This window comes from Anaerotignum lactatifermentans (assembly GCF_014982935.1).
GTDB lineage: Bacteria > Bacillota > Clostridia > Lachnospirales > Anaerotignaceae > Anaerotignum > Anaerotignum lactatifermentans.
On sequence record NZ_JADCKK010000016.1, the window covers coordinates 18,013 to 35,773 of the forward strand.

Consider the following 17,761-nt stretch of genomic DNA (forward strand, 5'->3'; position numbering starts at 1 on the left):
TTTTTCCCCGTATTACCGTCTTATCGTTTTTCCTGCATAACGGAAATGATGGTGCTGTCCATGGGCGCCATACCTTCCATGCTGATACGACCCAGATTTTTGGCTGTCTGTTCCGCTGTGGAACCGATGACACCGAAGTTATGAGGGATTGCTGTGCCATTCATGGCAAGCATTGCGGAAAGGAATGCCGCATGTACCCCTGCGTAAGCTTTCAGGGCACATCCGGTGCTGCCGCCGTCACAGATCATACCTGTCAGGTTTGCTGCCATATGGTCCATGGCCGCTGCCACTTCTGCCGCACCGCCGCCCATAAGCAGGACGATACCAGCTGCCGCACCACTGCCGCCGCCCAGTACACAGCCGCAAAGAGCAGACAGTCTGCCGGTGTAATGTTTGCTGTAAATGGTAATCAGTCCGCTGAGAGCTACGGCTCTGCGGATGGTGTCTGCGTCTGCGCCGATGCTTCTGCCGTAAGAAACCACAGGCATGGAGCACAGGATACCGTGGGAACCGCTGCCCACAATGCTCATAGCAGGAAAAGGCAGACCAGCCAGACGGGCATCCATAGCCGCTGTGGTCAGGTGCTGTGCGCGGGAAATCATATCATCCCCCAAAACGCCTTTTGCACGGAACGCATCCAGTGTAGCACCGATGGAAAGCCCTGCACCTTTTGCACCTTCCGCGGAAAGAGCGCAGTTCATGTCAATCATATCCTGTACAAAGGCGATTTCTTCCGCAGGGACTGTTTTTACATAATCCACGAAATCCGCTACGGTCACCGTATCGAAAGGAAAAGGCTTTTCTGCTTCCGCTGCCTTTGTTTCCGCTTCAAAAATCACTGTGCTGTCTTTCCAAACCTTTGTGATGTTGCTGTGTTTTGCTTCGATGAGGGCTTTGCCTGTGCCTTTGTCTGTTTCCACTTCTGCCAGAATGTAGATTTCTTCTTTGGATTTGTCTACGGCAGTGGTCACGTCAATGCCCATACCTTTCACACGGTCTGCGTCGGCTTCTGTGACGGGTTTCAGACATTCCAGTCCCAGTGTCCAGTCACCGCAAACAGCCCCCAGCAGGGCAGCCATTTCGCAGCCCAATTCCTTTGTGCCGGGGATGGCGCAGGAAAAGGCGTTTTTATACATGCCGCCGTTCATTTCCACATGGATTTTCCTGATATTCCCTTCAGCCGCCGCTGCCGCTCTTGCAGATGCCAGTGCAATGGCACCTACTTCTGTGACACCCAAAGCGGGGCTGATTTCCTTTTTCAATAACGCTGTCAATTCTCTCATAGCATATTCCTCCCTTGTATTTCTCTTTAAACAGGGTAACATGATTTTCCGCAAAATGCCAGAGAGAACCCCTTTTCCTTTTGCAAAAGCTATGGATTTCTTGTCTTACCGCTTTTCCTTATTTTTCGGCGATTCTGCCATGATGTCTGATAATATATCGTGCATTTTGCCCCACTCCATTGTTTTTTTCTATACACCCTACTATAATAGACCTCACCGCATCTGGTATTTTCGCCAAATGTGTGCACTTATTTTTATATAATATTATTGTTTCACAAGCAGGAGGGTATCATTTATGGAACAAAAAAGAGAAAGGTTCTCCTCCCGACTGGGCTTCATCCTCATTTCCGCAGGCTGTGCAATCGGGCTGGGGAACGTGTGGAAATTTCCCTACATCACCGGACAGTATGGCGGCGCAGCCTTTGTGCTGATTTACATCGCCTTTCTGATTTTGATGGGGATTCCCATTCTGGTGGCGGAACTTTCTGTTGGCCGTGGCAGCCAGCGCAGTATCGCCCGCGCCATGGACGTATTGGAGCCGAAAGGCACCAAATGGCATTGGTATAAATATCTCGGCATGGCCGGCAACTACATCCTGATGATGTTCTACACCACAGTAGCCGGCTGGATGCTTTACTATTTCTTCAAAACAGCTGCCGGCGGTTTTGACGGGCTGGATGCAGAAGGCATCGGCGCAGCCTTTAACACCATGCTGGGCAGACCCGGTCTGATGACTGGATTTATGGTAGTGGTTGTTCTCATTTGCTTTGCCATCTGCGCACAGGGCTTACAGGCCGGCGTAGAAAAGATCACCAAAGTCATGATGCTGATGCTTCTGCTTCTGATGATCGTGCTGGCAGTGCGTTCCGCATTGCTGGAAGGCGGCGAAGCCGGTCTGGAATTCTACCTGAAACCCAACTTTGGCGCACTGAAAGAATACGGTCTGTTGGAAGTGCTTTTCGCGGCACTGGGTCAGGCGTTCTTCACACTGAGTATCGGTATCGGTGCCATTGCCATCTTCGGCAGTTACATCGACAAATCCCGTTCTCTCACAGGGGAAGCCATCCTCATCACCATTCTGGACACCTTCGTAGCGTTCATGGCTGGTATGATCATCTTCCCTGCATGCTTCGCTTACGGCGTAAACCCCGGTCAGGGTCCTTCCCTGATCTTCGTGACACTGCCTAACGTGTTCAACAACATGCCCGGCGGCAGACTCTGGGGCTCTTTGTTCTTCCTGTTCATGTGCTTTGCGTCTTTCTCCACCGTCATTGCCGTGTTCCAGAACATCATTTCCTTTGCCACAGACCTGACCAACGCCAGCAGAAAGAAAGTCATCATCATCAATGTCATTGCCATCATTCTGCTGTCCATGCCTTGTGTACTGGGCTATAACCTGTGGAGCGGCTTCCAGCCCTTCGGTCCTGATACCGCAGTGCTGGATCTGGAAGACTTCATCGTCAGCCAGAACATCCTGCCTCTGGGCAGCCTGATCTTCGTCCTGTTCTGCAGCTGGAAAATGGGCTGGGGCTGGGACAACTTCCTGGCAGAGGCCAATGCGGGCAAAGGGCTGAAATTCCCCAACTGCCTGCGCATCTACATCAAATGGGTACTGCCCCTGATCGTACTGTTCATCTTCGTCATGGGGTACTATTCCAAATTCTTCGCGGCATAAAGCGAAAAGCGTATTATAAAAAGGTATGGAAAAAAGCAAATTCCTCTTCAGAAAACATTGTTTTTTCTTGATTTCTTAAGGGGAATTACGACGGCTGTTTTCATAAGAAAACATATCAAAAAATCTTAATAAAAAATAAGAAAGCCAAAATCCTTTGTGATCATAAGGGTTTTGGCTTTCTTTGTTTTCTTATGAAGATGCCCCTAAAGCAACTTCCCCTTAAGAAAACATTGATTTTCGTTTCCTTAATTTCTTAAGGGAAATTGCAACGGCTGTCTTCATAAGAAAACATATCGAATAAAATCTCAATATCATAAGAAAGCCGAAATCCTTTATCATGATAAGCATTTCGGCTTTCTTTGTTTTCTTATGAAGATGCCCCTAAAGGGTGGTTTTTGTATTTAAGATTCTTTGCAGGCATTGCCCCTGATTCTCTGAGAAACCAGTTTCTGGAACAGGAATGTGAATACCAATGCGAAAAGCACGCCCAGAATGGTGTCTGTGATACGGAGCACAACGGCATTTCCCAGACCATAGATGCCCGTTGCCAGCATCAGGGCGCCAAAGCAGTTGAAAGCGGTTTTATAACGATAATTCCGGCAGAAGCCAAGGCACAGACCGCCTAAAGGCCCCAGCAGGAAATGGAGGGAATCGGGGGTAATCAGATAAATGACCAGATACGCGCCGGAGCCTGCGAAAACCCCAACGATACGCTGCCAGAAACGTGTGGTGACGCTGTCGGAATAAGGGTATTCACACAGCAGAGAGGCGCAGGCAAAGCCCATCCACATGAACCGTTCCACGCCGAAGTATCGTCCCGCAGTCAGCACCAGACTAACGCCCAAAGCCATGCGGAACTGCCACAGATGAACGATGTTGCGCAGGTCGAACCGCTGAAGTACATGGTGGAAACGAACTTCCCCGTGGGCGTGGCGATGTTTCCGGTACAGGATGATGGCGCAGAGGAGATAGCCCACCACTGCCATCATGGTTCTTCTTGCCAATGCTTCGCCGAAAACAGGGTTGCCTGTCAGGTATACATAGGCAAAGCTGTAAAGACCGCCGTTGCCCAGTTCAGGCTTTTGTGTGGTCATATAGAGCAGCAGGAAAAAGCTCACAAAATGCAGGGGAATGGCAAGATAAGGCGGTGCCACTGCCACAGCGGTGGGGGTGAACAGCAAAATTGCCAGAGCTGCTGCCAAAGTCACCAGAGAATCCCCCATACAATATTCAAAATTTACAAAGCGAATCCCCAGCAGGATGCAGAACAGCGCCACTGCCAAAGGGGTGTTGTCCTGACCGAATACTTTTGCAAGACCACTGATGAACACCACCGCAAAGCCTACAATGAGCAGGGAACGCAGTGCCATAGCAATCCAGTAAAACCGTTTTTCTGCCGCTGTATCACACTGGGCGATTTTCGCTTTCAATATCGCCGGGTCCATTTGTAACGCATTATAAAAAGTCATGGACATCACTCCTGTTCTTCCTTTTTGATATGGGAAACAATTTTGTCTGTATACTGCAAAAAGGCCTCAAAATCTTCTCCTGTGCTTCTCCACAGGTCATAAAAGGGCTGCAATATGATTTTGTAGCCTTTTTGCAGTTCTTCTACGCCGGTGTCTGTCAGATAGATTTTGTAGCTTCTTTCGTCATGAGGCTGTTTTTCCTTGCGGATGCAGTTTTTTTCCAAAAGGCTTTTCAAACAGCGGCTGACAGCTTCTTTTTTCATGCCGCTGCGCTGGCTCAGCAGAACGGGGGTGTTCTGTTCCGGCTCCTGATACAGCCATGCCAGCAGCTCACATTCGCTGACGGTCAGATTGGTTTGTTTTGCGGGCAGAAGCAGACGTGTCAGTTTTTGTACTTGCTTCTGGTAATATACCATATCCATCCAATCCATCTCCATTTCTGCACCTCCATACACTTAACAAAGTTAATTAATAGTGTTAATGATATAGCGGAAAGGCTGGAATGTCAAGGGGAGAAGCAAATCTTTGTAAAATCCCCATAAAAACAGAACAGCCGGAACCCTTTGTGTTGTCAGGATTCCGGCTGTGAAACGAAAAAAGCTGGAATCCTCTGTGATGATAGAGATTTCAGCCTTTTTGTTTTCTGATATGCGTTTATTTGATGGGGATTTCTCCATGTTCCTTCTCGAATTTCTGGATGCAGTCCCGAATGAGGATGTTGACCTGACTGTTGGCAGAACGACCTTCGTAGTCGGCAACGAAATGGAGTTTGTGCAGCATGGCTTCGTCAATGCGGATAGACAGATTTTTGATTCCCATGGATATCACCTCTATATAAATATAATTTCATTCTAATTTGCAGCTAATATGGATTTATTTTATATCTATTTTGTGATAATATGTTTAAAATGACTTTTGTTTGAATTAAAAGTGAAGTGAAAATGACTTCATTATGAATGTGAAAGAGGTGATAATCATGCAGGGAAAAATCTGCTGTTTCTTCGGTCATCGGGATGCCCCCGATACCCTTGCCGATGATTTGTATACTGCCGCCGAGGAGATGGTGCTGCTGGAAGGTGTCACCACCTTTCTGGTAGGGGGACACGGCAATTTTGATTTTCTGGCAGCCCAAACCGTACGGCAATTGCGGAGGGTCTATCCTCATATCCGTTTGGTGCTGGTGGCAGCCTACGCCTCTGCCCTCCGCAGTCCCAAGGTGAGGGAAGGGGGATTTGATGAGGCTTTTGTGCCGGATACGCTGGCAAAGGTGCCTTTCAAAGCTGCCATTGTCTGCCGCAACCGCTGGATGGCGGAGCAGACGGATTTTGTCATTGCGTATGTCATCCGAGGGGAAGGCGGCGCCTATACCGCCGTGGAATATGCCCGGAAAAAAGGGAAAAAAGTCTGTTTGATATAGCAAAACAAAAAGGTATGGAACTTAGGGGTGGTTTTATTTTTTTATTTTTTTATTTTTTTATTTTTTCATTTTTTCTTTTACCATATCCGCATACTGGCGAAAGCCTTTTTCCTCTTTTTCAGGAAAGACAAAACCGAGTGCTTCCGCCGTTTTTTCTGCGGTCTGCCGAAAAAGGGTACACGCTTTTTCGATAGCTGTCCAGAAATGAGAAAAATTACCATCGGGCAGTGTTTCCAGATAAAGGTCGTACTGTTCTTTGGGCAGATAATTTTTCAGATATTTCCCCAGCTTGCCGCAGGATACGCCAAAATCTGTCTGTGTTCCCGCCTGCCACTGGAGCATCTGTTCCAGCATGGGGCGCACCAGTGTATGATAGGTTGTCATGACAAAGGGCATCTCCTGCCGTGCCAGACCTTTCACCACATCGCACAGATTCCAGTAAAAGGCGTTGCAGCAGCCCATAAATCCTTTTTCCGTGGGCTTTTGCACCCAAAATTCCTCATCTGTCGGGGGAAATTGGGGCAGACAGCCGATTTTATCCAAAAGGGGCACAAACAGGCGATTGCGGTTCTTCCCCTGCTCCATGGTTTCCAGGGTTTCCACGCCAATGTCAATACGGTTGCCATCGGCAAACAACAGCAGCCAAGAATAGCTTTTGTCATAGTCCCCACGAATGCCGAACCGTTCTCCATAGCCGAAATCGTCGTCCTGCTCCTGTTTCAATATGACTTCGCCGAACACGTCCAGCCATGCAGGGTTTTCCCGAAAAGGCGCTACTTCCTTCACCACATACATGATGTCAAAATCCTGATAGACATCTTTTGGCACATTTTCATTGGCACGGGAGCCTTTCAGATAAGCCGCCAGCACCCGACTGTCCTGCCTTGCCGTTTCCAGAATCAAATCCATCATTTCCTGCTCTGTCCGCAATGTTTCCACCTCCGAAAATAAGAAAAAAGCCGAAACCCGCAGGCTTCGGCGCCGTCCCTAAGAGGATTTGAACCTCCGGCCTACCGCTTAGGAGGCGGTCGCTCTATCCAACTGAGCTATAGGGACACATTACTTTTCTATTTTATCACGTTCCCCCGTTTCGTCAAGAGTGCTTTTCCCTTGTATTTTCTACTATTCCAATGGGGATTTCCTTTGACAGCCTTCCTCCGCAGGCAGTATAATATATGATTGAAACAGGATTTTGTATAGAAAACGAGGAAAAACTATGATTCCCATTACCATAACATATACCCCCTACGCCGAAGGGGTGAAAATCATCGGCGTCACAGGACGGGCGGCGGAAATCCGCATTCCCGACCACATTGACGGCTTGCCTGTCATTGCCATTGCCCCCTATGCCTTTGCAGTGCAGACGGAGGCAGAGGTAAATGAAACAGAAACGCCTGCCCAGCTTTCCTTTGTGGAAGGAGCGGACATGCCCAAAAAAGCCCCGCTGAAAGAAGTCACCGGGGAAGCCTTGAAACGGCTGTATCTGCCGGACACCATCCGGGAAATGGGGGCTTATGCCTTTGGGGGCTGTTCCGCTTTGGAGGTCATTCACCTGCCGGAAAATCTGGCGGTACTGCCTGACCATTTGTTTGCTGGATGCATCTCTCTGAAACAGATTGCCCTGCCGCCCCAGCTTTCCGTCATTGAGGGCTATGCCTTTTATGACTGCCGCAGTCTGGAAAAGCTGCGGATTCCCGAAACAGTACAGAAAATCGGGGCTTATGCCTGCTACAACTGCCGGAAAATGGAGGAAATCAACATCCCCAGAGAAACCACCGACCTGGGCACAGGGCTGTTTTTGAACTGCGACAAGCTCACATCCATTTCCTTCGGCAGATGCCGCCACATTGCGGACTTGGTGGCAGTGCTCAACCACGAACTCCATCTGACCATGGATTTTGACGACGGAAACCGGGCAAAACTGCTCATTCCCGATTTCCAGTATGAATATATCGAGGACACCCCTGCCCGTCAGTTCCATCAGGTGAACTACGGCACGGGGCATCTGTTCCGTCAGTGCATCGGCAATTCGGACATTGATTTCCGCCGGTTCGACGAGCTGTTTTACCTGACCAAGCGAGAGGACGGGGCACTGATGGTACTGCTTCTGACCATGTACCGTCTGGAATATCCCTACCGCCTGCAGGAAAACCGCAGACAGGACTATCTGCAATATCTGAAAGAGCATTTTTCCACTGCCTTTGGGTACTATACCCAGCAAGGCAGTCTGGACAAAATCCGCCTTTTTGCCCAGTGGGGGCTCATCACGGCGGAAAATATCGATTCCCTGCTGGAAATGGCAGGAGAAGCCAAAAAAACAGAAATCACGGGCTTTTTGCTGGAATATCAGCACGCCCATTTTGCCAAAAAGAAAAAATCATTTGATCTGTAAAGGGGGAAAACCATGAACGAAACCCATCAGCAGCTCATACAAATCGGCAGCCGCATATTGAGCGCCTCACGCAATGAGCTTTATTTATCCATGCGGTTTCTGGACGTTGCCCTCAGTTCTCTGCGTTATGAAATGAACCTGTCCTCCCTCTACGTAGGGACCGACGGGGAGAAAATACTGTTCAATCCCCGTTACCTCATCCAGCGGTATTTGTCCGACCGGGTGCTGGTGAATCGGGCGTATCTGCACATGCTGCTCCACTGCCTGTTCCGCCACCCCTTCCATCAGGGCGACCGGGACGAGGAATACTGGAATCTGGCGTGTGACATTGCCGTGGAATCCATGGTGGATGCCCTGCCCTTCAAATCGGTGCGTCTGGTGGTATCCGACTGGCGGAATGAATGGTATGACAAACTGCGGCGAGAGCTGAAAGTCCTTTCCGCCGAAGGCATTTACGAAGTGCTGCAAAAGGAAAAACTGTCCATACAGGACTTCGGCAAACTGCAATTGGAATTCTGGGTAGACGACCATGTTTTCTGGGAAAAGAAAAAGGACGACGACCAGAATCAGGACGAAAACCAAGACGACAACAACAACCAGAACCAAAACGACCAGAACGACGAGCAGGAACAGCAGCGCAGACAGGAGTTAGAGGAAAAATGGCGTGACATCAGCGAAAAGATGCAGACCAATCTGGAAACCTTCTCCAAGGAAGCCGGGGAAGAAGCCGGCGACCTGCTGCAATACCTGAAAGTGGAAAACCGGGAGCGGTATGACTACCGCCGTTTTCTGGAAAAATTTGTGACCCTCAAAGAGGACATGCAGGTGGATGACAACAGCTATGACTATATTTTCTATACTTATGGTTTGCAGCTTTACGGCAACCTACCCCTTATTGAAGCTTTGGAATACAAGGAAGTGAAAAAGGTAGAAGAAATCGTCATTGCCATTGACACCTCCGAATCCTGCGAGGGAGAAGTGGTACGCAAATTCTTAGAAGAAACTTACGCCATTCTGCGGCAGAACGAGAGCTTTTTCCATACCTTCCACATCCACATCATACAGTGTGATACCGTTATCCAGCAAGATAAAGTCATCACCTCTGCTGAGGAGATGGCAGCATACATGGAGAATTTTGACCTGCGGGGAAACGGCGGCACGGACTTCCGTCCCGTATTCACCTATGTATCTAAATTGATTGAAGAAAAAGTCTTTCGCAATCTGAAAGGGCTCATTTACTTCACCGACGGCTGGGGGCAGTTCCCCAAACGCCGCCCGCCCTACGAAACGGCATTCGTCTTTTTCGACGAGGGCATGTACAACGAACGGGAAGTACCCCCTTGGGCAATGAAAGTCATTTTGGGCAAAGAAGATTTGGAAATTTCGTATAACAAGGAGTAATGCTATGAATATCAAACAGGCAAAGGAAGAAATCAAGCATGCCATTGCCGCTTATCTGGCAAAGGATGCTTACGGAGAATATAAAATCCCTGTGGTGCGGCAGCGTCCCCTGCTGCTCATGGGGGCGCCGGGTATCGGCAAAACTGCCATCATGGAACAGGTGGCAAGGGAATGCGGCGTTGGGCTGGTGGCATACAGCATCACCCACCACACCCGTCAGAGCGCCATGGGGCTGCCCTTCATCAGCCACAAAAACTACGGCGGCAAGGAATACGCCGTCACAGAATACACCATGAGTGAAATCATTGGTGCCGTTTACGACAAAATGGAAGAAACAGGGCTGAAAGAAGGCATCCTGTTCATCGACGAAATCAACTGCGTATCGGAAACCCTTGCCCCTGCTATGCTGCAATTTTTGCAGGCAAAAACATTTGGCTCTCATAAGGTGCCCGAAGGCTGGATCATCGTGGCAGCAGGCAATCCCCCCGAATACAACAAGAGCGTACGGGAATTTGACGTAGTAACCTTAGACCGTGTGAAGAAAATCGACGTAGAGCCTGATTTTGCCGCATGGAAGGAATACGCTTGGAAACAGGGGCTTCACGGAGCTGTGCTGTCCTATCTGGAAATCAAGAAAAACCATTTCTACGCCATGGAAACCACGGTAGACGGCAAGCGTTTTGCCACTGCCAGAGGCTGGGAGGACCTGTCCAACATGTTGCAGGTTTATGAGGAACTGGGCATTGCCGCTGACGAAACCCTCATCGTTCAGTATTTGCAGCACAAGAAAATCGCTAAGGATTTTGCCAACTATTTAGACCTTTACGAAAAATACCGCACAGACTACCGTGTGGGGGACATTCTGGCTGGGAACTACACCAAAGGTGCCGTGGAAAAATTGCAGGAAGCGCCTTTCGACGAACGCCTCAGCGTTATGGGTCTGCTGCTGAGCCGCCTGACAGAAGACTTTACAGCGGCTTATGACAAAGACTTGCAGACCGTACAGCTTCACGGGGTGCTGAAAGAAATCAAGGAGCGTTTCGCAAGCCCTTACTGCGCCGAAACCCCTTGGGAAACCCTCACAGAATCCTACATGGAAGAAATCCAGAGCAAGTACCACAGAGAAAAGAAAGCCGGACTGCTGGACAAGCACAGCGCACAGGCATACCTTGCCACCATCCAGACCATGGAAGGCTATGTGCAGGCAGCCAAAGCCGCAGGTCTCAGAGAAAAAGACGATGTATTCGGCTTGATGAAAGAGAAATTCGCCGATGTGGCGGAAGATAGAGAAAACGCCATCTCTCACGCCTCCGAAGCACTGGACAACGCTTTTGCTTTCTTAGAAGAAACCTTCGGCGCTGGACAGGAAATGGTCATTTTCATCACAGAACTGACTGCCAACTATTACAGCGTGAAATTCATCAGCGAAAACGGCTGCGAAAAATACTACAGCTACAACAAAGAGCTGCTCTTTGAAGAAAAGCAGAAATCCATTCTGGAGGACATCGAAAAAGCCAAAACCATGGTGGATCTGCTGTTTTAAGCATCAAAAAAACCAGACAAAATGTCTGGTTTTTTTATTTTCCATATTTTATTCTCTTGTGAACTCTGCCGCAATGGGATTGCCGTCTACTTCAATGATCAGACGGAATTCACCAGTGCCGATACTACCACAGAGGTTTTTCCAATTGATAGGCAGTTCTACCGTTTCTCCGGCAGGTACTGCAACGGTTTCTTCACCCCACTGGGCATTGGCAGTGCCTACAAATTCTTTCCAATGACCGTCTGCGTCTTTCTTTTCCATGTGATACGCGTCACGATAGCTGATTTCCGCATCTGTGCCATTGGTCAGCAGGAATGTACCGCTGGTGGCTTTCAGGGTATCTTCTTTCAGTTCCAGTGTCACGCCTTCCATTTCGTTGACTGTGGCAAACTGAGTTTCCGGATCGCCGCTGCATCCGGCAAATGCCACCATACACAACAATGCCAATAAAACCGCAATTCCTTTTTTCATTTCGCTTCTCCTTTATTACTGCAATGTCTTTTCGATGAATGCTGCCAGTTCTTTTGCCGCTTTTTCCATGCGTTCCATGTCTTTGCCTTCAATCATAACACGGATGAGGGGTTCTGTACCGGAAGTACGGATGAGCACACGGCCGTCTGCAGAAAATTCTTCTTCCAGTTTTGCAATGGCATGGCGGATAGCAGGTACTTCCATATAAGTGTTTTTCTTTGCGTTATTGACGCGGGCATTTACCAGCACCTGAGGCATCACTTCCATGGCTTTTGCCAGTTCGGATGCCTTTTTGCCTGTGCGTTTCATAACGGACAGCAGCTGGATAGCTGTGAGAATGCCGTCACCTGTGGTGTTATGATCCAGGAAAATGATATGACCGGACTGTTCACCGCCCAGATTGCGTTCCGCTTCGATCATGCGTTCCAGAACGTAACGGTCACCAACGCCTGCCTGTTCAATGGCAATGCCTTTTTCTCTGCCCATCATGGTCAGACCCAGATTAGACATTACAGTACCAACGATGGTATCGTTTTTCAGTGTGCCTTTTTCCTTCATATCCAAACCGCAGATGGCAAGGATTTTATCGCCGTCGATGAGTTCGCCGTTTTCGTCTACAGCCAGACAACGGTCTGCGTCGCCGTCGAAAGCGAAACCGATGTCTGCGTTATTTTCTTTTACAAATGCTTTCAGGTCTTCCATATGGGTGGAACCGCAGCGTTCGTTGATGTTTGTGCCGTCAGGTTCATTATGGATGATACAAAGGCTTGCACCCAGATTCAGCAGTGTGATAGGAGCCGCTTTGTAGGATGCGCCGTTGGCACAGTCCAAAGCTACTTTGATGCCGCCGAATTTTTCCTTTGTGGTGCTGCCAAGAAATGCAATGTAATCATCCAGCGCGTCTTCCGCTACGGTATGGGTACCGATGGCTGCCCCTGTGGGAGAAGGCAGGATTTCAGGATGGCTCAGGATGATGTTTTCGATTTCGTCTTCCAGATCATCGCTGAGTTTATAGCCCTGGCTATTGAAAAACTTGATGCCGTTGTATTCCACGGGGTTATGGGATGCGGAAATGACAACGCCTGCATCCAGACGATATTTCCGTACCAGATAAGCCACTGCAGGTGTGGGCACGATGCCTGCCAGCACTGCATGAGCGCCTACGGAGCAGATGCCTGCCACCAACGCCGCTTCCAGCATATCTCCGCTGATGCGGGTATCCATCCCCACCAAAATGCGGGGTGCGTGTTTTGTTTCTTTTGTCAGTACATAAGCGCCTGCACGTCCCAGCTGGAACGCCATTTCCCCTGTCAGTTCCGTATTCGCTACACCGCGGACACCGTCCGTACCAAATAATCTACCCATATTCTGTTCAAACTCCTTATTCTTATTTTCTCATATTGTTTATGATTCTGTATCTGATTCATCGCTGCCGGCAGCCGTCACTTCTATGGTAACGGTGCTGCTGTCTGCCGTAATGCCGCTTGGCAGGTTCCAATCAATGGAAACGGTATGCTCGCCTTCTGTGAGAGCGGAAACATCCACCTGACCTGACAGGTCGCTGCCTTCCACTGCTGCCAGCTGGCTTGCTTCGCCGTTGATGGAAACGGAAATGCTGTCCGGCAGATGATACTGATATCCATCCTGCCCATTGGTCAGGTGAATCTGGTCAGAAGAAACCGTTACGGTCTTTTCTTCCCCTCTGTCCACATGGACAAGGACCTGAACCACAGCACTGCTGCCTTCTTCCAGTTTTACCCCTTCTGGCAGATAATCAGAAAGCTGGAAGGTATGGCTGATGGAGCTGGTTGCTCCACTAACGTCAATCTGATCCAGAGAAATCACATTCAGTTTATCCAGATCTTCTTTTGCCCCAATGACAGAAACGGTTTTGGGAGTGCATGTGATTTCCCCTAAATGATAGCCGTCTGCCAGGCTGCCTGTTACAGAAACCTGAACAGGCACCTGTTTTGCCTCATTCAGACTATAAGAAACGGTGACCGTATCCACGGAGAATGTCACGCCGTTTACGGTATTGCCATCTTTGTCATAAGCGACGGGTTTCACCTGCAAATCCATCTGCTGCACCGCATCTGCCGCATTGACAGACAGGCGCACTGCCACAACGCTGTCCACAGCGGATTTTGCCCCTTTGACCATAATGGTTTCTGGAATCAACTTAGGCGTTGACAGGTGGGTGCCTTCTGTGACTTCCCCATTCAAGGAAACTTCCAGCGGGAATTCCTTTGCTGCCAGAGTTTCTACCTGAATTTCCACGCTGCCGGGGACTTTGCTCTCAACGGTATATCCTGTAGCGCCGCCGCCAACGGAAGTATCTACAGGCAGTGTGATGGTATCACCATCCTGAGCATACGTCAAATCTGACAGATCCACACTGGCAGAAATCAAATCCGCCTGCCGCTGACTGAGCCGATCCAGCGCCGTTCGCTGGGCTTTGACTTTGATGCTGACCTTTGTATTGGTCAAATCTTCCCGATTGGCTACCGTAAGGCCCCGGGCAGTCAATGTTTCCTCCCCTACCAATTGGAGGGTGGTGCTGTATGATCTTGTATCAATGGGCTGATTGATGCTGATGACCATAAACCACATGGTGGTAGCAATGGCCACGGAAAGCAGTTTCCAGCCCAGGTCTTTCATGAGCAATTCCTGAAATCGTTTCATTTATCCTGCCTTCCTTTCCAAATCGCCAGTTTCTTTTTGGCGGATTGATGATCCTGTTCGGAGATCATGTTTTTCAATTGTTCCGGCGTCAAGTCCCGATACAAAACGCCGCCTCTTGCAACGGAAATCTTCCCTGTTTCTTCAGAAACGACGATAACATGGGCGTCAGAAACCTCGCTGGCACCGATGGCTGCCCGGTGTCTGGTACCCAGTTCCATGCTGACTTCGTTGCTGTCTGTCAATGGCAGGAAACAGGTGGCCGCTGCCACACGGTTCCGCCGGATGATCACCGCCCCGTCATGGAGGGGGGTGTTGTGTTCAAAAATATTGATGAGGAGCTGACTGGACACGATGGCGTCGATGGGGATGCCTGTTCTTTCCAGATCGCCCAGAGGCACTTCCTGTTCCATAAGGATCAGGGCGCCTGTTTTTGCCGCACCCATTTTGTCCGCCGCTTTGACGATTTCGTTTACAGTGCGGGCTGCGGCTTTTTCATCCCCGGCATCTTCGCCGCGGGTGAAGTAAGAAAAGATCTTTCCTTTGCCCAGCTGTTCCAAAGCCTTTCGCATTTCCGGCTGGAAAACGATGAGCAGTGCAATGATGCCCATATTGATGGTGTTGGAAAGAACGAAAATGATGGTATGTAATTTCAAAAGGGCTGCCACTGCCGCAAAGGCAAAGATCACCAGTATCCCTTTGAAAAGGACCCAGGCACGGGTTTCTTTGATCCAGAAAATGACTTTATAGATGATATATGCCACAATCAGGATATCCAGCACATCCGTTATGCCAATGGACGGACGTACAAATTCTGTGATGCCCAGACCACTGAAAAAGCTGTTCAAAAAATCCATTGTATCACACCCGATTCTTCTGATTCTAATAAAAATTGGTTCCAAAAAGCCGATACAGTATCAGTATATCATAAAGTAGAACAAAAGTGTGATTCTCTTGTAAAATTCAAAAAAATTTATGATATTTTTTTATCAGAGAAAACAGGAGGGAAAGCTCCTCCCTTTCCAAATGCCTGCTCTTTGGACATGAAAACACCCCGCAGGACATTCCGTCCAACAAACGGGGTGTGATTTCTTATTTTGATCTATGACAGCAAAGTGTCATTTTTCGTCTTTTTTCATATAACGCTGACTGAATTCCTTGGCGCTCATGGGTTTATCATAGAAATAGCCCTGTCCGAAATTACATTTGAGCGCCTGTATCAATTCCTCATCCTCCTGGGTTTCAATGCCCTCCGCAACGGTGGCAATGCCCAGTTTCCGGGCAAAGCTGACGATCTGCTCCAATATGATATAGCGCCGTTCTTCGTCCTCTTTGGAAACCTGCCGCAAGAAGCCCCGATCCAGCTTCAATTCGTCGATGTTCAGCTGATACAGCATATTCAAAGAAGAATATCCATTGCCAAAGTCATCCATGGAAATGCGGAAGCCCAGGGCATGGAGCGCTTCTATCTGATGGTTCAGCAGTTCCAGATTATCCGTAGCAACCCCTTCCAGTATCTCCAGCGTGATCAAAGAAGGAGAAACATCATACCGATTCAGTATCTGCATCAAATTATCAGGATAATGCAGGTCAGAAAACAGCATCTTAGACTGGTTTACGGAAATGGGCACAGGGGTCAGACCCGCGTCCTTCCATGCTTTGATCTGCTCACATGCTCGTTCCACCATATAAAGATCCAGTTTCAGACAAAATCCATTTTCCTCAAAGAGCGGGATAAATTCATTTGGATAGCGGTAAGAGCCGTCTGGATTCTGCCAGCGCACCAAAGCTTCTGCCCCCACCAGACCTTCATTTTTCATGCCAAACTTCGGCTGTAAAAACAGTTTGAATTCTTTATTCTGCAAAGCCGGGTACATCTGGCTTTCGATGCTGTTTTTCTTCCGCACGGCATTGTGCATGTCGTGATTGTAAAAGGCAATATCCGTATGGTGGGTATGTTCGATGCTCTGCATAGCCAGCAAAGCTTTCTCCCTGTCTTCCCCTATGGCAACGCCGGCATAGAGGGAAAGGTCATAACTAAACTCGCCGTATTCCAAAGAAGATGCTCTGATCTGCTCAATGATGACAGCCAAACGTTTTTTGATAGATTCCTGGTCTGTATCCAACAGCAGCAGGTAAAACAGGTCTGCTGTGTCACGGCAGAAAAACTCGCCTTCTTTCAGGTTATGATCCAGCACATTTTCCATATAACACAGCACGCGATCCCCGCGCATTCTGCCAAACAGGTCGTTGATACCTTTGAAATTATGGACGTTCAAAGCCGCTGTGCTGAAAGGCTGTTTTGTTTCCAATATCCGCTGGAAATTTTCGTCAAAGTAGGCTGTATTTTTTGCCCCAGTGATGGGGTCCTCATAAGCCAGACGGATCAGGCTTTTGATATTTTGGCTAAAGACACGGCGTCCACTGTAAAGCAATATATTCATGAGAATCAGCATCAGCACCATCAGTACGCCAAAGATGGTCAAAGCATCGCCCAATGAGGAGGAAGAACCCCACACCTTATTGGCGCAGTACAAATACCATCCATTGATATCCAAAGGCACCATATAAAAATGCATACGATTGCCTTCGTAGCTAAATTCCTCGCAGACATCTTCGCCTTTTTCCAGTGCAGCCTGCACCTTCGCCTTGGTCTGTTCTGAAAGGATATCCCCTTCATAAAGGTATTTCATTTCCTCATCTACCAACGTATTTTCCGACCGTACCAAAAACCTCCCGTTATCGGCAATCAGGTGCAGATACCCTGCCCCGCCCATGACCGTTTTGCCGCCAGTAGCCTCTGTAAAAATATCAAGGGTATCACCAGCTGCCAGCGCACCAACGACTTCCCCGTTTTCATATACAGGAACAGCGTATACAAACAGCTTCTCATCCAGCACATCGCTCCTGAAGATCTTGGAAACGGCATTTTTCCCTTGCAGTGCGGACTCCACCACCTCAACGGCATAAGGATGCAGGTCATCCATGGTGATTGCCGCTACCTCGCCAGAAATTGTCGTATGCATAAGACCTGTACCATCTTGGCGCATATATACCATACTGAGAAAGCCGTCGGCAGTATTGGTTTCCATCAAACTCTTTCCAAGACATTCAGGTTCATCGGTAATGGTACTGACTTCATATGCCTTGGACAGCGTTGTCAGAATCTGCAAATTTTTATCCATCTGTCTGACCAAACGTCCACGATATTCTTCTGTTTCCGCCTTGAGCTGTTCATGTTCCGCTTCATGGGCAGATTTCATGATATAGGTAAAAATACCAAAACCAATGGCACTGAGCAGCAAGCTGCCGATGATGGTAATGATGGTAATGCGGCGCAATTGTTTTGTCAATTTCTTCTCGTCCATACTTGCCTCCTACCCTGTAAACCTTCTGTTGTGTCTTTGTCTTTTTTCCAGAAAGGCAATTAG

Annotated in this window: 15 protein-coding genes and 1 tRNA gene; 5 read left to right on the forward strand and 11 right to left on the reverse strand. The window is 48.7% G+C overall.

Annotated features, from left to right (window positions below; all coding sequences use genetic code 11):
- Positions 1-20: 20 nt before the first annotated feature.
- Entirely contained in the window at positions 21-1,283 is a 1,263-nt protein-coding gene (locus INF29_RS05895; protein WP_193485235.1) for an L-cysteine desulfidase family protein, read from the reverse strand.
- A 295-nt stretch (positions 1,284-1,578) separates the two neighbouring features.
- Between INF29_RS05895 and INF29_RS05900 the strand changes: the two genes are divergently transcribed.
- The gene (locus tag INF29_RS05900; RefSeq protein ID WP_072850001.1) at positions 1,579-2,958 is read left to right on the forward strand and encodes a sodium-dependent transporter; all 1,380 of its coding nucleotides are present in this window, start codon (positions 1,579-1,581) and stop codon (positions 2,956-2,958) included.
- A gap of 401 nt (positions 2,959-3,359) precedes the next feature.
- On the opposite strand, the gene INF29_RS05905 is transcribed toward INF29_RS05900, so the two are convergent.
- The 3 genes from INF29_RS05905 to INF29_RS05915 form a co-directional block, all read right to left on the reverse strand.
- Complete coding sequence (locus INF29_RS05905) at positions 3,360-4,427, reverse strand: FUSC family protein (RefSeq protein ID WP_193485237.1); 1,068 nt, start codon at positions 4,425-4,427, stop codon at positions 3,360-3,362.
- Between the two features lie 5 nt (positions 4,428-4,432).
- Entirely contained in the window at positions 4,433-4,864 is a 432-nt protein-coding gene (locus INF29_RS05910) for a MarR family winged helix-turn-helix transcriptional regulator (RefSeq protein ID WP_242949213.1), read from the reverse strand.
- A gap of 217 nt (positions 4,865-5,081) precedes the next feature.
- A complete protein-coding gene (locus INF29_RS05915) occupies positions 5,082-5,246 on the reverse strand; it encodes an Arc family DNA-binding protein (RefSeq protein ID WP_022254927.1) in 165 nt (54 codons plus the stop codon).
- A 157-nt stretch (positions 5,247-5,403) separates the two neighbouring features.
- On the opposite strand from INF29_RS05915, the gene INF29_RS05920 reads away from it, so the two are divergent.
- A complete protein-coding gene (locus INF29_RS05920; RefSeq protein WP_193485239.1) occupies positions 5,404-5,844 on the forward strand; it encodes an LOG family protein in 441 nt (146 codons plus the stop codon).
- 57 nt (positions 5,845-5,901) lie between these two features.
- Here INF29_RS05920 and INF29_RS05925 read toward each other — a convergent pair whose 3' ends face one another.
- Both INF29_RS05925 and INF29_RS05930 read right to left on the reverse strand, forming a co-directional pair.
- Positions 5,902-6,774 (reverse strand): aminoglycoside 6-adenylyltransferase, encoded by an 873-nt coding sequence (locus INF29_RS05925; RefSeq protein ID WP_193485241.1) that lies wholly within the window; start codon positions 6,772-6,774, stop codon positions 5,902-5,904.
- A gap of 52 nt (positions 6,775-6,826) precedes the next feature.
- A tRNA-Arg gene (locus INF29_RS05930) sits at positions 6,827-6,900 on the reverse strand.
- A 160-nt stretch (positions 6,901-7,060) separates the two neighbouring features.
- On the opposite strand from INF29_RS05930, the gene INF29_RS05935 reads away from it, so the two are divergent.
- The 3 genes from INF29_RS05935 to INF29_RS05945 are packed head-to-tail and all read left to right on the forward strand — an operon-like array spanning position 7,061 to position 11,180.
- On the forward strand, positions 7,061-8,236 hold the full coding sequence (locus INF29_RS05935; RefSeq protein ID WP_193485243.1) for a leucine-rich repeat domain-containing protein: 1,176 nt from the start codon (positions 7,061-7,063) through the stop codon (positions 8,234-8,236).
- Positions 8,237-8,248: 12 nt separating this feature from the next.
- The gene (locus tag INF29_RS05940) at positions 8,249-9,637 is read left to right on the forward strand and encodes a vWA domain-containing protein (RefSeq protein WP_193485245.1); all 1,389 of its coding nucleotides are present in this window, start codon (positions 8,249-8,251) and stop codon (positions 9,635-9,637) included.
- Between the two features lie 4 nt (positions 9,638-9,641).
- A complete protein-coding gene (locus tag INF29_RS05945) occupies positions 9,642-11,180 on the forward strand; it encodes an AAA family ATPase (protein WP_193485247.1) in 1,539 nt (512 codons plus the stop codon).
- Between the two features lie 48 nt (positions 11,181-11,228).
- On the opposite strand, the gene INF29_RS05950 is transcribed toward INF29_RS05945, so the two are convergent.
- The 5 genes from INF29_RS05950 to INF29_RS05970 form a co-directional block, all read right to left on the reverse strand.
- Positions 11,229-11,651 carry an immunoglobulin-like domain-containing protein gene (locus INF29_RS05950; RefSeq protein ID WP_072849990.1) on the reverse strand — a complete coding sequence of 141 codons (423 nt, stop codon included), beginning with the start codon at positions 11,649-11,651 and terminating at the stop codon, positions 11,229-11,231.
- Positions 11,652-11,666: 15 nt separating this feature from the next.
- Entirely contained in the window at positions 11,667-13,016 is a 1,350-nt protein-coding gene (glmM, locus tag INF29_RS05955; protein ID WP_072849988.1) for a phosphoglucosamine mutase, read from the reverse strand.
- A 39-nt stretch (positions 13,017-13,055) separates the two neighbouring features.
- The gene (locus INF29_RS05960; RefSeq protein WP_193485249.1) at positions 13,056-14,333 is read right to left on the reverse strand and encodes a CdaR family protein; all 1,278 of its coding nucleotides are present in this window, start codon (positions 14,331-14,333) and stop codon (positions 13,056-13,058) included.
- Positions 14,330-15,187 (reverse strand): diadenylate cyclase CdaA, encoded by an 858-nt coding sequence (gene cdaA / locus INF29_RS05965; RefSeq protein WP_022253469.1) that lies wholly within the window; start codon positions 15,185-15,187, stop codon positions 14,330-14,332. Before cdaA ends, INF29_RS05960 begins: the two co-directional genes overlap by 4 nt.
- A gap of 261 nt (positions 15,188-15,448) precedes the next feature.
- Entirely contained in the window at positions 15,449-17,698 is a 2,250-nt protein-coding gene (locus INF29_RS05970; RefSeq protein WP_193485251.1) for a bifunctional diguanylate cyclase/phosphodiesterase, read from the reverse strand.
- Positions 17,699-17,761: the final 63 nt, after the last annotated feature.

Coding starts and splice junctions, on each gene's coding strand:
- INF29_RS05895 (WP_193485235.1), bottom strand. CDS start 1,283: ATGAGAGAATTGACAGCGTTATTGAAAAAGGAAATCAGCCCCGCTTTG.
- INF29_RS05900 (WP_072850001.1), top strand. CDS start 1,579: ATGGAACAAAAAAGAGAAAGGTTCTCCTCCCGACTGGGCTTCATCCTC.
- INF29_RS05905 (WP_193485237.1), bottom strand. CDS start 4,427: ATGACTTTTTATAATGCGTTACAAATGGACCCGGCGATATTGAAAGCG.
- INF29_RS05910 (WP_242949213.1), bottom strand. CDS start 4,864: ATGGAGATGGATTGGATGGATATGGTATATTACCAGAAGCAAGTACAA.
- INF29_RS05915 (WP_022254927.1), bottom strand. CDS start 5,246: ATGGGAATCAAAAATCTGTCTATCCGCATTGACGAAGCCATGCTGCAC.
- INF29_RS05920 (WP_193485239.1), top strand. CDS start 5,404: ATGCAGGGAAAAATCTGCTGTTTCTTCGGTCATCGGGATGCCCCCGAT.
- INF29_RS05935 (WP_193485243.1), top strand. CDS start 7,061: ATGATTCCCATTACCATAACATATACCCCCTACGCCGAAGGGGTGAAA.
- INF29_RS05940 (WP_193485245.1), top strand. CDS start 8,249: ATGAACGAAACCCATCAGCAGCTCATACAAATCGGCAGCCGCATATTG.
- INF29_RS05945 (WP_193485247.1), top strand. CDS start 9,642: ATGAATATCAAACAGGCAAAGGAAGAAATCAAGCATGCCATTGCCGCT.
- INF29_RS05950 (WP_072849990.1), bottom strand. CDS start 11,651: ATGAAAAAAGGAATTGCGGTTTTATTGGCATTGTTGTGTATGGTGGCA.
- glmM (WP_072849988.1), bottom strand. CDS start 13,016: ATGGGTAGATTATTTGGTACGGACGGTGTCCGCGGTGTAGCGAATACG.
- INF29_RS05960 (WP_193485249.1), bottom strand. CDS start 14,333: ATGAAACGATTTCAGGAATTGCTCATGAAAGACCTGGGCTGGAAACTG.
- cdaA (WP_022253469.1), bottom strand. CDS start 15,187: ATGGATTTTTTGAACAGCTTTTTCAGTGGTCTGGGCATCACAGAATTT.
- INF29_RS05970 (WP_193485251.1), bottom strand. CDS start 17,698: ATGGACGAGAAGAAATTGACAAAACAATTGCGCCGCATTACCATCATT.